This window comes from Nostoc sp., assembly GCF_036917395.1.
Lineage (GTDB): Bacteria > Cyanobacteriota > Cyanobacteriia > Cyanobacteriales > Nostocaceae > Nostoc.
Window position 1 is genome coordinate 79,889 of sequence record NZ_JBALDI010000060.1, and the last position, 14,283, is coordinate 94,171.

General features: G+C 40.7%; 13 protein-coding genes and 3 pseudogenes. 9 read left to right on the top strand and 7 right to left on the bottom strand.

Going from position 1 to position 14,283, the window contains the following annotated elements; translation table 11 throughout:
- Positions 1–16: 16 nt before the first annotated feature.
- The gene (locus V7K46_RS21065) at positions 17–937 is read right to left on the bottom strand and encodes an energy-coupling factor transporter transmembrane component T family protein (protein ID WP_335116475.1); all 921 of its coding nucleotides are present in this window, start codon (positions 935–937) and stop codon (positions 17–19) included.
- Positions 938–1,112: 175 nt separating this feature from the next.
- Positions 1,113–2,483: a ribosome biogenesis GTPase Der gene (gene der, locus V7K46_RS21070; protein ID WP_335116477.1), complete on the bottom strand. Its 1,371-nt coding sequence runs from the start codon at positions 2,481–2,483 to the stop codon at positions 1,113–1,115.
- Between the two features lie 144 nt (positions 2,484–2,627).
- On the opposite strand from der, the pseudogene V7K46_RS21075 reads away from it, so the two are divergent.
- Positions 2,628–2,818 (top strand): annotated as a pseudogene (locus V7K46_RS21075) (CRISPR-associated endonuclease Cas2); the annotation flags it as partial.
- Positions 2,819–3,168: 350 nt separating this feature from the next.
- Here the strand turns inward: V7K46_RS21075 and V7K46_RS21080 are convergent.
- Both V7K46_RS21080 and nifH read right to left on the bottom strand, forming a co-directional pair.
- Positions 3,169–3,386, bottom strand: a pseudogene (locus V7K46_RS21080) (hypothetical protein); the annotation flags it as partial.
- A gap of 119 nt (positions 3,387–3,505) precedes the next feature.
- Entirely contained in the window at positions 3,506–4,396 is an 891-nt protein-coding gene (gene nifH / locus V7K46_RS21085; protein ID WP_334817217.1) for a nitrogenase iron protein, read from the bottom strand.
- A gap of 227 nt (positions 4,397–4,623) precedes the next feature.
- On the opposite strand from nifH, the gene V7K46_RS21090 reads away from it, so the two are divergent.
- Positions 4,624–4,818 (top strand): hypothetical protein, encoded by a 195-nt coding sequence (locus V7K46_RS21090; RefSeq protein WP_335116479.1) that lies wholly within the window; start codon positions 4,624–4,626, stop codon positions 4,816–4,818.
- Positions 4,819–6,072: 1,254 nt separating this feature from the next.
- Here V7K46_RS21090 and V7K46_RS21095 read toward each other — a convergent pair.
- Both V7K46_RS21095 and V7K46_RS21100 read right to left on the bottom strand, forming a co-directional pair.
- Positions 6,073–6,519: a hypothetical protein gene (locus V7K46_RS21095; protein ID WP_335116481.1), complete on the bottom strand. Its 447-nt coding sequence runs from the start codon at positions 6,517–6,519 to the stop codon at positions 6,073–6,075.
- Between the two features lie 300 nt (positions 6,520–6,819).
- Entirely contained in the window at positions 6,820–7,677 is an 858-nt protein-coding gene (locus V7K46_RS21100; protein WP_335116483.1) for a DUF72 domain-containing protein, read from the bottom strand.
- 15 nt (positions 7,678–7,692) lie between these two features.
- On the opposite strand from V7K46_RS21100, the gene V7K46_RS21105 reads away from it, so the two are divergent.
- The 7 genes from V7K46_RS21105 to V7K46_RS21135 all read left to right on the top strand — a co-directional run bounded on the left by V7K46_RS21105 (position 7,693) and on the right by V7K46_RS21135 (position 13,272).
- Positions 7,693–7,908, top strand: coding sequence for an NIL domain-containing protein (locus V7K46_RS21105; RefSeq protein ID WP_335116485.1), 216 nt, complete (start codon positions 7,693–7,695; stop codon positions 7,906–7,908).
- A gap of 610 nt (positions 7,909–8,518) precedes the next feature.
- The gene (locus tag V7K46_RS21110; protein ID WP_335116487.1) at positions 8,519–9,265 is read left to right on the top strand and encodes a MetQ/NlpA family ABC transporter substrate-binding protein; all 747 of its coding nucleotides are present in this window, start codon (positions 8,519–8,521) and stop codon (positions 9,263–9,265) included.
- Between the two features lie 128 nt (positions 9,266–9,393).
- A complete protein-coding gene (locus tag V7K46_RS21115; RefSeq protein ID WP_334722940.1) occupies positions 9,394–9,600 on the top strand; it encodes a hypothetical protein in 207 nt (68 codons plus the stop codon).
- A 50-nt stretch (positions 9,601–9,650) separates the two neighbouring features.
- Positions 9,651–9,869 carry a hypothetical protein gene (locus tag V7K46_RS21120; protein WP_335116489.1) on the top strand — a complete coding sequence of 73 codons (219 nt, stop codon included), beginning with the start codon at positions 9,651–9,653 and terminating at the stop codon, positions 9,867–9,869.
- Between the two features lie 59 nt (positions 9,870–9,928).
- Positions 9,929–10,210 (top strand): hypothetical protein, encoded by a 282-nt coding sequence (locus tag V7K46_RS21125; protein WP_335116491.1) that lies wholly within the window; start codon positions 9,929–9,931, stop codon positions 10,208–10,210.
- Positions 10,211–10,281: 71 nt separating this feature from the next.
- The gene (namA, locus tag V7K46_RS21130) at positions 10,282–11,349 is read left to right on the top strand and encodes an NADPH dehydrogenase NamA (RefSeq protein ID WP_335116493.1); all 1,068 of its coding nucleotides are present in this window, start codon (positions 10,282–10,284) and stop codon (positions 11,347–11,349) included.
- 603 nt (positions 11,350–11,952) lie between these two features.
- Positions 11,953–13,272: an MFS transporter gene (locus V7K46_RS21135; protein ID WP_335116495.1), complete on the top strand. Its 1,320-nt coding sequence runs from the start codon at positions 11,953–11,955 to the stop codon at positions 13,270–13,272.
- A gap of 122 nt (positions 13,273–13,394) precedes the next feature.
- On the opposite strand, the pseudogene V7K46_RS21140 reads toward V7K46_RS21135, so the two are convergent.
- Positions 13,395–13,967 (bottom strand): annotated as a pseudogene (locus V7K46_RS21140) (ABC transporter permease).
- Positions 13,968–14,283 lie beyond the last annotated feature (316 nt).

Genomic DNA, 14,283 nt, shown 5'->3' on the forward strand with positions numbered 1-14,283 from the left:
TTTTCTCAGGGCAAAATTAGACCTGAGTTCCAATAGCTAGCCGTATTCCCCAGAATAAAATTAAAGTTGCAATAGCAAGCCAGTCACGCCCTTTTAATCTTAAGTCGTGCCACTGCACTCGATGCTCATTGGGACTGGTAAAACCCCTCACCATCATTGCATTCGCCATTTGATCGGCTCGTAAGAGCAGATTTTCTAACAGTCTCTCTGCAACTGTCATCCAAACTTTGAATCCTCCTTTCAATCCCAGCTTTTTCCAATTAATTGCCCTTGTCATCACGGAGCGAAATAAGTTTTGTACTTCTTCTAATACCAGGGGAATAAAGCGCAAGGACAAGGTTAAAGTTAAAGTAATTTCTGTGACAGGCAACTTCAGGCGTCGCAGGGGTTGCATCAGGCTTTCTATGCCAGATGTGATTTCTTCTGGTGCGGTTGTCAGCAGATACAGGTTGGTGCTGTAAATCACGGTAAATATAAGTGTACTCAGGCGTACTGCCAAATCCAAAGAATAGCGAGTTACTTTCACTGGGCCTTTGTGAAATAGCACGTAGCTGTATTTTTTTTTCTCAACTACTTGCTGTTGAACAATATTATTGGAGTTTGATGGCTGGGTTAATATTTGTTCATTAGCTGGCAGGCGTGGCTGATAATCTACACCCATTCCATCAGGACTGATCGCTCCGATCGCTAAGACAAAAAACGATAGGATTAACAGCCAACCCATTTGCTGCTGCCATACTCGTCGAGGAATCCTGGCAATCAAGGTGGCAATAATTAATACTACCACCAGCAGCAGCCGCCAAGAACTGTTGGCCAAAATATAGCTTGTTAAAAAGCTCATCAACCAGGCGAACTTGACTCGCGGATCGATTTTATGCAGCCAAGTTTGGGGTTGTTCTAAATAAAGTCCAAGTGGCAGCGATCGCAATAAATCCATTTTAAAGTTAAGAGTTAAGAGTTAGGAGTGAGGAGTTAGGAGTTTTAACTTTAACTCTCATAACTTTCACCTTGTACCGCTATCAAACTCAAGTCGATAGGGTTCTATAGTGAGCAAGCAATTCTGACTTTAACTCATAACTCCTGTACAGACGCGATTAATCGCGTCTGTACTCCTAACTTAATTTAACGCGAGTTGCTCTATTAACATTACCAGTTTCGGCATCACGGACTTTTTTACTCCGCCACAGTATAATCATTGGCGTGCCCTTGAATCCTAGCTGTTGCCGGAATTGGCGTTCAATGTAGCGGCGGTAGTTATCGTTGAAGCGTTTGGAATCATTGACAAATAAGGCGATCGTTGGTGGTTGACTACTTACTTGTGTACCATAATAAATCTTGCCCTGACGCCCACCACGGGATGCTGGCGGTGAATGCCAACTGACGGCATCTGTTAAGACTTCGTTAATAACTGATGTGCTGACACGGCGTTTGTGTGATTCAGCCGCCGTTTTCACCAACTCTAGAATTTTTTCTACCCGTTGTCCTGACAAGGCACTCACAAAGATTGTTTCTGCCCATTCGGTAAAATGTAACCGTGATTGCAGAGTTTTTTCGTAATCGTAGATTGTGTAAGAGTCTTTTTCGACAGCATCCCACTTATTAACGACGATGATGCAAGCTCGACCTTCTTCGATAATCCGCCCAGCTAATTTTTGGTCTTGCTCAGTTACTCCATCTACAGCATCTAGTACTAATAAAACCACGTCAGCGCGGCGAATCGCTTTAAAAGCACGGTTAATACTAAAGAATTCTGTGCCGTATTCTATGTGTTTCTTTTTGCGAATGCCAGCGGTGTCAATCAAGCGGTAGCTTTGTCCGTCTCGTTCAATAAAAGTATCAATAGCATCGCGGGTGGTGCCAGAAATTGGGCTAACAATTGCCCTCTCTTCCCCGACAAAAGAATTGAGTAAGCTCGATTTGCCCACATTTGGGCGTCCCACAATTGCTACTTTGATTTCATTAGTTTCTGGGATATCTTCAATAGCAGGTATGTGATTAATTAACTCATCGAGTAACTCTCCTGTACCACTGCCATGAATCGCGGAAATGGCGTAAGGTTCGCCCAATCCCAATTCCCAAAATTCGGCAGCTTGGATTAAGCCTTGTTCTGGGGATTCACATTTATTTACAGTTAGTAGCACAGGTACGCGTTGTTGGCGCATCCATTCGGCGATTTCTAAATCTGCCAATGTGGGGCCTGTTTTACCATCTACTACAAAAATAGCGGCACATGCTTCTGCAAGCGCTGTCATTGCCTGCTGGCGAATTAGTGGTAAAAATTCGGTATCATCATTAAAGACTAAACCACCAGTGTCTACGACTAAAAATTCGCGACCATTCCAGAAAGCTGGCATGTAAGTGCGATCGCGTGTCACTCCCGGTTCATCATGGACAATCGCCGTTTGTTCCCCGGCGAGTCGATTAACCAGGGTGGATTTGCCCACATTTGGGCGTCCGATAATTGCAACAATTGGCAGTGCCATAAAACCAGGGTAAGTCAGAGACGTAGTATATCACGTACTTACATTTTACTCACTTTAAACTTGAAATTTTAATAATTTCCCCAGTATTTGGATCTGAACAATGGGAACTACCGTGCTACCCAGCGCTTCAGCAGAGACGCTCAAGTCCTTGAGTGCGATATCATTTCCACTCAGTATTAAAGCTGCGATCGCGTTTAGCTAAATTGATTAAACCCGACACTGACAACGTTCGCTTTTATTTTCTCTGTGGCTGTTGTCAGCGAAAAGTTGAACGTATTGGCAAAGAACAGTCACGGGACGAAACAATTTTCTTTGCTGAGTCCCCTTCTGGCTAGGTTCCTGTATATCAAATGCGTCCAAGGGTAGGCGGACAAATTCCACAGTCTCAAAAAAGCGCTTCTATCCCTACTCCAGTAAGGCTTTCAACCCATTATTCGCCTAATCATCATCCACACAATTTCTGAAATGCTTATCAAAAAAGGGTTTTAGACTTTAAACTTTCTTGGCACTCTTTCCAAACAAATTCTCTAATGTTTATGATTGCTCTTGAATCGCGCAACAGCACCTTGAAAACTAAATATAGCTTGGATTTCAGACTCCTGTGATCGCAATTCATCAAAATCCCTATTAGGGATTGAAAGCTGAACCTGATAATTTAGAAGCATTGATAGTTATATTGCAATTCATCAAAACCCCTATTAGGGATTGAAGTTGTTGTTTGAAATTCAATATGCATAATTCTATTCTCTATTTGTAAAAATGTAACATAATCTGCGCGAATTGATTCGATACTTAATTCAGTTTTTAAACTTTAATTTCTCTAGCATCGACCGTTAGCAACCAATGCTCAAAATCTGTTGGATATTTTTCAGCTAAAATCTTACATAAATTATCAAAACTCACAAAATTACCTAATCTTCTACTGTCATAACTTTATTATTTCATTGCTATAAAATCAAATTTTAACCAAAAAAAGGGTGGGCTGCTTGCCCACCCTAAACCATTATTTACTTAATAGTACTTTATACAGGTGCTTCAGTAGCACTTTTGCCAACCAGCATTGCGGTATTTTCATCGCTTTCGAGAATACCGAATTCAATCAACAATTCTTCTAGTTCTTCCATTTCGATGGGTGTAGGAATAGACAGGTGTGTGTTGTTGATGATCTTGTTAGCCAATGTCCGATATTCATTAGCTTGGTTGCTGTCAGGTGCATACTCGTTAACAGTCATCCGGCGCAATTCTGCGTGTTGAACGATGTTGTCACGAGGTACGTAGTGAATCATTTGGGTGTTCAACCGTTTTGCCAAGGTTTCGATTAGGTCGATTTCCCGGTCAGTATTACGGCTATTACAAATCAGACCACCCAAACGCACGCCACCAGTGTGAGCATACTTGAGAACACCACGAGCAATGTTGTTAGCAGCATACATCGCCATCATTTCACCAGATGTGACGATGTAGATTTCTTGTGCTTTACCTTCACGAATAGGCATAGCAAAACCACCGCACACAACGTCACCTAACACGTCGTAAGATACGAAGTCTAAGTCTTGGTAAGCACCGTTTTCTTCTAAGAAGTTGATGGCGGTGATGATACCACGACCTGCACAACCTACACCGGGTTCTGGACCACCAGATTCTACGCAAAGAACGTCACGGAAACCCTTGAGCATCACTTCATGGAGTTCTATATCTTCTACTGCACCACGTTCAGCAGCGAGGTGAAGAACGGTTGTTTGAGCTTTGCTATGTAGCATCAAACGGGTAGAGTCAGCTTTGGGGTCGCAACCAACAATAAGAATGCGTTGACCGATTTCAGCCATTGCTGCTAGGGTATTTTGAGAGGTGGTAGATTTACCAATACCACCTTTACCATAGAAAGCTATTTGTCTAATCTTTTCTTCAGTCATGGTTGTGTTTTCCTAAAATGATTTAGCTGATGGGTCGGAAGCTTGATGTGAGACATTCACCCTTGGTGGTGTTGGGAAGTAGAGCCTATTGGCGTAGACGTGTAGGAACTTGTCGCTAAACATCGCACCCTGACAAAAACAGTTAAAATCAGAATATATTTACCCACGAAGCGATGCCTTAAGGGATAGAGAAATCTCTATCTCGTAATAACGAAGCCTTTAAAACTTTGACTTCAGCATTGTCAGTTGTTGTCACAGAATCCCAAATGGTTGCTCAAGCCTCAAGAGTGGTTGCAGCAGGAATTCAAATGAACGCAGATTTGTTCTCTGAACCACACAACCAACCAAATTGCAATCCACTCTTAAATGGTCGCCACAACTTCTCTGATTTTGCTGATGTCAGTCGCCAAGAACTTCAATAGCGCTTCTCGTTTAGTGATTGATGCAGCAGGATAAATTCCAGCCCAAAAGTGGTAGGTAGCTACAGGTGCAGTACTATAAAGCCTGCACAGGCAACCCCTAATACTCTGGCTTAGATAATATCTTGGTGACTTTTGACAGTATGGTTAAATTCCTGAAAATTCTGGAACTACACCATTCTGCTTGAAGTTTTCCTTCCAAAAGTCAGCAACTGCTTCAACTTAGTTCGCGGTTGAAAATGTTTGTTTCCGCAAGATTAAGTTCGTAAATATTCTGTATTTTTATGGATTTGTCAGGCTGTACTAAGAGTCTTTCTTCCCAGACTCCAAGAGTAATTGCCTTTAACGGGTAATGCTCTAGCTAGGTTAGCCAACTCTTATTGGCTCATACCCAGATAAATTTTGATTGACTTCAAGTTGTTACAAAGGCTACTATCCTACTCAATCTAGTTTTAGATTTTTGTGGCAAAAAGATGTAGCGAATTGAAGTGGACTTACCAGAGCAAAAAAACTTTCTTGAGCTTGCCTCAAACTTGTCTTGAAGTCTTTTTGTGTTTTCACTTTTTTGATTCCTATAAAAACCATAACATACATCTCACTAATTTATTTTTTGAATATCAAATTATTTATCTACTCACCAGAAGATTATCCTTAGGATCTTTAATAGTCATAAGTTACACGCTCACAGGTTGCCAGTTAGTAAAATTATTTATCATAGCCAAGATGTGCAGTTAGATACTTTTGGGTATTTTAGAAAAGTATTTAAAAGTAATATTCTACAACAAAAACAAAATTTCTTATTTTTCCGCTCAAAAATTTCGTCATGAAAGTAGATTAAATGACTCACACAATTTCATTCGATAATATCAAGTTGGCTTAATTACCTATAATTCAAAACTCCCCCTGCCCCCTACGGTTTTAATGATAAAACTTTCACCGGACAGAGATGACACCGTTTCACTTTAATAATCATATAAATACATTGGTAGGGGCACACCAATGCTCATCCGTGTCAACTTAAGCTAAAGTCCCCAGAAAACCTCGTTTCCAGCCTCTGGCTGGAAATGCAAATCAATTGCGGCTCTGCCGCGAGTCAGGGAGACGGCAGCCCCAAAATAGGCGTTCCCAGTCGGAAACTGGGAACGAGGTGAAAACAAGATATTAAGCTTGTTTTATTCGTAACTCTACCAATTTTAGATTTCTCTTCAATCCAAAATTCAAAATTCAAAATCTAAAATTGGATAACTCCTGCCTTATTCAAATAGTTCTTTGCCACACATGTTGCCCATTAAGCCCTTGCTTAATCCAACTCAGACATTCATATTCGGATTTGAATAATTTGGGAGCTGCAATATTATTCAATAACTCTGGTGGGTAATGGTCATAAAAACATTTATCTCCTTCTTGGAAGATGATAATCAAATTGTTTCGATAAATGTAGCGAGACTTAAAACTATCGCCCCGATGAATAAATTCGGAATTTTGAGCAATATCAATATGTTCTTTAGCAATATCAACGATATTACTAACGCAACTTCCATAGATTCCGGCTGGGTTTTCTGCTTTATGAAATTGGTTTCTGTGCCCAATCTCAGATAGCAATTTATACGAATAAATATCGTAATTATCAGCTCGCCCAAAAAGAAATGGAATGATAAGATATCCTTTATATGAGACTGAACTTTCATAAAGAAGACGATTCATCTCAACCTCCTTTGATGTAACTGCTCTCAAAAAAATCGCTGAAATCACATATACATTAAAAATCAATGCTTTTCTGTTAAATATATTTATGCATCACTTAAACCCTCATCACGATTTAACAAATGGGGCTATTACCCCTTTTGTCAAGGAGAAAGGAATATGAAGCTTTAACAGAAAAGTATCGTAAAACTAATTATCGCTCTTTTTTTAATTACTAAACATTAGATATCTTCTAAAAGTTAAAAAATTATAAATTTCATTCTGTGGGACTACTCCCCTACTCCCCCTGCACCCTGCTTTTCAAGACCATAAACTGAGCTGATTGGGGGGATGCTCAAGATTATTCCAAGGTAGGGGTGGAACTGGTGTATCGTTCTGTTCTAATAGCTGTTGGAAGTGACGGGCTATGCTAGGCGATCGCGCTTCTATTGGACAATGGACAAAGAAATAAATTCGCACTCCCGTCTGCAACCATTGCTGAATCTGCCTTACCCACTCTTCCATAAACGGCTGATTCACTGATAAATTTGGATGAGAAATAAACCGAATCAGAGTAAAAGGTGCTGTCACACTCAATTGCAAGGGTAATTTAGGTTTACGCCGTTCCGATTGTAACTGGGGGTCATCATCTCCAGTGTAGATGGGGCGCGAGTCTAAGAGTACCCGTCCCACACCTAGCTTTTCTAAAAGCACCGTTAAATTACTAGCATGGGGTTCCCTGAACCAGTCGCGATGCCGAACTTCCAGCGCTAGGGGTGCTTCTGTACGCGGCCAAGCTTCGAGAAAGTTGGTCAAATCGTCAAGCAATGCAGGTGCATAACTGGGTGGTAACTGGGCAAACATTGGGCCAAGACGCTTCTCTAAAGGGCGCATTCCTTCCAGAAATTTTAAAGCAGCCGGAATATAAGGTTGTAGCAACCCTTGATGGGTAATATCTCGCGGTAATTTCAGACAAAATTCAAAACCTGTTGGTGTTTCGGCAGCCCAACGGGTTACAGTTTCTTGGTTAGGCATCGCATAAAAGGTGGTGTTACCTTCTACAGTCGTGAAGCGACGACTGTAGAGATGGAGAAAATCGGCAGTGCGAATGCCTTGGGGATAGAGTTCGCCCACCCAACCTTTATATGCCCAAACAGCACAACCGATAAAAAAGTTCACAGTATCTAAAAGTGAATGGCACTAATAAAAGCTATAGCACGTTTTGGCGTAGTGCTAGCAACGATCGCCTTTGCGGGAGAACAAGCAAGTCAGCCGATTTTCGCCACTTTAGCACGTCGTTTTCATGTTGATATTAATATCCTCAGCGGTAGCATCGAAACCGTAGGCGATCGCCGCGTTGGTCAGTTTCACATCGAACTAGAGGCAGCAAATGTGACTCAAGCCTTGTAATATTTACACGAATCAGGGTTTGAAGTGGAAGTGCATTAACAATCCGTAATTCGTAATTTGTAATTATTTGTTGATGGAAAGAGTCAATTACCAAATTTAAATTAAAGATTATACCAAACTAAACCTCATCTATGTTGAGAACCGTAGTTTTTGCCCTCACCCTAAATCCCTCTCCCAGTAAGGACAGGGACTTTTTTCCGGCTCCCTTTCTCCCAATATTGGGAGAAGGGGCTGGGGGATGAGGGTTTTTCTTTTCATATGGAAAGAACTACAGTTTTCAAGGTGGACGCGGTTTATGACTGCAATTGACACTACTTTTTTTAAAACAGGTGCTGCGATCATTAGTACAACACGGCGTAAATAGAGCAATCATTTAAAAACCTTAAAAAGCCCATTCCGTAATACTTTTGACTTTTGAATGAGTGACTTCCGCCTTGCGGTACTAGTCCAGCAGATTATCCCGATAGCCCGTTGTCGCAGGCGGCAACCCGTTCTCCCACATAAATTGGCTGTAGAGGCTTGGAACTGTATGCCTCTACCCTTGTTTTTTCTCTTCATCTATGCAAATCTTATAGTCAATACTACGTTAAACCTATAAACTTACCGTAATATGCAATTAAATTGTCCAATAGCAGGTAACAGTGGTACAGCCCAAGCAACTGCACAAAAAGAAGTCATTCAAGTCGGGGTGACGGGAATCATATCTGAAAATATTTTGAAGTTTGTAGATACTCAACTAGCACCTCAGGAAGGATTAGAAGTAAAAGTTGTGACTTTTAATGACTGGATACAACCGAATATACCTTTAAGAGACAAAGTAATCGATGCCAATTTTTTTCAACATCGACCTTTCATGAATAATGCTGTCAAGGAACTCAAAATCAATTTAATCCCATTAAATCTAGTTTCTTTAAGCACACTCCGTCTTTTCTTAAAAAGCCTCAAATCTGTGAATGAGGTTCCTCAAAATGCCACTGTCACAATTGCCAATGATGTAATAAATAATGATCGAGGACTGAGGTTACTGGCAAATAATGGCTTAATAAAACTTAAGGAAAATACTAAAAAATTTGTAACTCAAAGAGATATAGCCGAGAATCCTAAAAACTTGCGAATCAAGGAAGTAGAAGGAGTCCAAGTAGTTCGAGCTATTAATGATGTAGACTTTATTGTTTCCTCGGCTCAAATTGTTGCTCTAGCAGGAATAACACCGCAATCTATGGGACGGGAGACAGCTAAAGATAAAAAGTATGCCTTGGCATTAGTCATATTACAGGGTCGAGAAAATGAGCCAAAAATTCAGAAGCTAAACAAACTTCTTAACGCTCCACAAGTTAGAGATTTTATTAACAAGTAGTATCAGGGGCGAATAGTACCTGTATTTTAAAGATGGTGAAAGAATCAAAGATGAAAATTTTATACTTCATCTTTACTAAATTACCAGTTACTAAACTTAAATTGTCACATTACTTGGAGAATAAACCCATGTATTTCGGAAAAATTGAAAATGAATTATGTTGTGGAGAAATTTGGTCAATTTGGCAAACAACTAAATTACCAGATCATCTACAGTTATTAGTGGATCAAGAACTAGGAAAAGACGATATCTGGGAATTGCAGAGCCAAAAGCCTGATGATCAGCCTATTCATCCAAGTCCTGATGAGGACTCTAGTCATTCAACAAGTATTTAAGCTACTATTCCATATTTGGGTGCATAATAACGAGTTAAAAGCAGCACATTTTGACCACTGATAAAAATTCGCTGACGCAGCGAAGTACCGTTTTAACTTTAGCGATCGCTCGTGGTTTAGCAATGGCTAATGTCTACTATAATCAGCCACTACTGGCTGATATGGGACGTAGCTTGAATATCTCTGTCCAACAGGTGGGATTTATTCCCACTCTCACCCAAACTGGCTATGCAGTGGGGCTACTGTTGTTAGTTCCTTTGGGCGAATAGCTGTTGTTCTATCTCTATCAGCTTTTGTCATCCTTTGGATAGCTGGTGGAACTCATTTAATGGGTCATATATTAGGAGTGCTTATTCTTGATTTGGGAATGCACACTGGTTACGTTTCAAACCAAATCCGCGTCTATAACTTAGTTCCAAATGCTGAGAGCCGTTTGAATACAGTGTACATGGTCACTAACTACACTGGCGGCGCACTCGGCTCTTTTATCGGTACTTATACCTGGGGATTGTGGCAGTGGAACGGCGTTTGTGCATTGGGATTCTTTTTGTTGGCTGTGGCGTTTATCGCTCATTTCAGTGTATGTAACACAAAATCTCCAACTGTTTAATGCAAATTCGAGTTCATGCTGCAAATTCGTCCCCAATTTCTTTCACCTAACAAGAGAAGGAATTAATATTAATGGCACACCTGTTTGAACCATTCAAGATTCGTGAAGTTACCTTTCGCAACCGCATCGCTGTTTCACCGATGTGTCAATATTCCAGTACAAATGGATATGCTAATGATTGGCACGTTATTCATCTAGCTTCTCGCGCAGTTGGCGGTGCAGGTATAGTGATAGCAGAAGCAGCAGCTGTAGAACCTCGCGGACGCATTAGCCCCCAAGATTTGGGAATCTGGTCAGATGCACATATTGAAACTTTAGCCAAAACTGTGGCATTGATTCATAACTTCGGAGCTGTTGCAGGTATTCAACTTGCTCATGCAGGTAGAAAAGCCAGCACTGCTAAACCCAGTAAGGGAGGAAAAGCGCTAGATGAATCTCAGGAAGGTTGGCGTCCCTTGGTTTCGAGTAGTGCGATCGCCTTTAGCAAAGATAGCCCAGTTCCAGAAGCCCTAAGTCTTCAGGGAATTCAGGGAGTTATTGAAGCCTTTGTCGAAGCTACCAAACGTTCTCTGGAAGCTGGTTTCAAGGTAGTTGAAATCCATGCTGCCCACGGTTATCTACTGCACCAGTTTCTCTCACCTCTTTCTAACCAACGGCAAGATGATTATGGTGGCAGCTTTGAAAACCGGACTCGTCTGCTTAGAGAAGTTGTTCAAGCAGTCCGAGAGGTTTGGCCTGAGACATATCCACTGTGGGTACGTATTTCTGCCACCGATTGGGTAGATAAGGGTTGGGACATCGAGCAAAGTATCGCTTTAAGTGACAAACTTAAGTCTCTAGGAGTTGATCTCATCGATACTTCATCGGGCGGTATTATACCGGGCATTAATATACCAATCAAACCTGGTTATCAGACTGAGTTTGCCGAACGCATCCGCCGCGAAGCCAATATCCATACAGGAGCCGTGGGCTTAATTACATCCCCTGAGCAAGCTGACGAGATTATTCGCACAGAAGTAGCTGATATAGTGCTGTTAGGACGTGAACTACTCCGCAATCCTTACTGGCCACATCTGGCAGCCAAACAACTGGGACACGATAAACTCTGGCCTGTTCAATACGACCGAGCTTGGCTATGATCTTCTCACCTGTGCTTAATTGAGGATCAACCACCCCAAACCTTTGCTGCTTGGCGGTAGGGGTTGGGGGTTGATTTGTAAGAATTATGGGTATTCGACCAGACATGGTATAATACATATTGTAATCATATTGTGCTATTTTCTTGTTGTAATACTAAGCATACAAACTTTCTGTGTTACAAACATTAAGCTTTGCTAATACTCTTTCAGGGCTGGTAATATGTAAGTCTGCTAAAACTCCATCAAAAAAATAGTAGAGACGTTGCAATGCAATGTCTCTACTAATGTCCTCGTCCGTGCAAATTATCTTCTCCAAGCGTAATGGGTTAAAGGAAAAGCCCAAAGGCTTGTGTCGCCTCGTCGCCTCGTTCCCAGTCTTAAGACTGGGAATGTATTCCGAGAGGCTCTGCCTCCCTGACTGGTTAAGAGCCTTGAGGCTCTTAACCAGTCAGGGCAAAGGCTGTATTTTAACTTAATGCCATTCAGCTATAGCCCTTGAAATTTAGCGAGCAATCACTCATTACAAACCACTAATTAATATTTTCAATTGAAATCTATTTTGAAAAAACAGGGCTGGAACAATTTTTAACCAGGGAAACATTCATGATACCAAGTAATAGAGGAAACTTCCAAAAAAACAAGCTAAATTTTGTTTATTTTGAACTTCCGTCTGCGTTGAAATCCGTTAATTTTTCTTGTTTCGTTATTGGAGAAAGCTTATCTTTTTTTGGGTCTTGGATGACTCAAATTGCTTTGGTATGGCTAGTTTATCAAATAACTAATTCGGCTGTATTAGTTGGTGTGGCTGGATTTACAAATCAAGCTATGGGCTTGATTATTACTCCTTTGATAGGAGTATTACTAGATCGCTGGAACTTACGATATGTCCTATTAACTACTCAGCTAGTATCTATTATACTATCTTCTACACTAACATTTCTAACTCTTAGTGGGAACATCAATGTTGCATGGATTATTGTCATCGGTACGCTTCAGGGAACGGTAAAAGCTTTCGATTTACCAGCACGTCAGGTAATTATTCCCAGACTTTTGGATAAAAAATCAGATACTTATAGTGCGATGGCTTGCCATTCATTCTTGATTAATACAGCGAAGTTTGTTAGTCCGATGATTGGGGGTTTACTAATTGCTCGATCTGGTACAGCTTCTTGTTTTTTAGTAGATAGTATTAGTTATCTACCTTTTCTATCTGCAATCTTAACTGTCAAAGTAAACCCAATCATAAATAATTCCTTGACTCAAAAATCCCAAATTTGGGAAAACCTCAAAGAAGGATTTGTTTACGCATACGAATTTTTGCCAATTAAATATTTATTGATATTACAAATTATTATCTGTTTTATGGGAATGACTCATGTCAATTTAGTGCCCATTTTTGCTCAAGAAGTTTTGAAGGGTAACGCTGAGACTATGGGATTTTTGATGACAGCTTCGGCACTGGGTTCCATAGTTTCAGGTATTTATCTGATCTCCAGAAAAAATGTCATCGGATTGGGAAAAATTATAGCAAGTTCTGCCGCAATTCTCGGTTTAGGTTTAATAGTTTTTTCTCGCTTAACCAATTTAGAGATTTGTCTAGTATTCATGTTTATTATAGGTATGAATAATACTCTAACTCTGGCTTCTATTAATAACTTTATGCAATCGATTCTTCTGGATGAAGATAAAAGAGGTAGAGTAACTAGTCTATTTACAACTGGTTTTTTAGGAATCTTGCCTTTTGGTAATTTATTTTTCGGGGCATTGGCAGGTCATCTGGGTGTTACCAATGCTTTATTATTTGGCGGAATTTGTTGCATTTTAGGAGCATATTTCTTTAGTAGACAACTACCCCAAATAAGAAAGATAGTGCATCCAATTTATGCAGAGTTGGGCTTACTTCCACAGTCAAATAAAGGCTAAATCCGCTTTGATTGGATCTTGTTTGGAAGCGATGTCTACGACGGGCTACGCCTACGCCTAATTCTCTCAACTCGACATTACAACAACAACAACCGCCTTTAATACTTCATCCAAACCCAAGTTTAACTACGTTTCATACCCCATTTTTCTACAGTTTTGATTTCAATTAATCGAAAAATATAATCGACAGCTAAACCCAAAATTGCAATCACCACTAATCCGGCAAATACGCGATCGGTTTGGAGGAAGTAGCGACTGTTATTAATCTGCCATCCCAAACCGCTAGTAGCACCCCCTGAACCAAAGACTAACTCAGATGCAATTACAGTGCGCCAACCAAAAGCCCAAGCAGTTCTCAAGCCTGTTAAAATGTGAAGCAATGCAGCAGGGAGCATAATTTATCGAATCAGTCTGAAACCATTTAGACCGAGGTTTTTCCCCACCATCAGAACCGTTGGGTTTATGGTACTTAGTCCCATTTCTGTATTCAGGGCAATAGGCCAAGTTGTAGCATGGGCAGTAACTACGATTAGAGAAACAGAAGTTAACCCAAACCAAATGATCACTAGGGGTAAAATAGCGATCGCAGGTAAGGGATACAGCATTGAACTCATCACAATTAGCAAATCTTGACCAAAACGAGAAACTTTGGCGAAAGCTGCTAAAGCCTTACCTACAATCACACCCAAGACCATACCAACAATACAAAACACCGATAAAATACTGAGTGTAGCTTGCAGCAGTTTTTGACTTAATAAGTCGCGCCACAGTACTTCTAGGACTGCTATTGGGCCAGGAATCAGTAAGGCGGGAACTTGGGTAATCCAAACATACAATTGCCAAAAAATCAATAGACCGCAAAAAATTGCTCCATCGAACCCACATATCGCCAAATTTGATGCTGCTTATCGTGCGTTTGAAGTAAAACTGCGGCAGAATGCTTGTGTTGTCTGCCACAGTCCTGACAATGCCAGTAAGCAAAATCCCTTATTAATCCTGAGTTATCCCAAT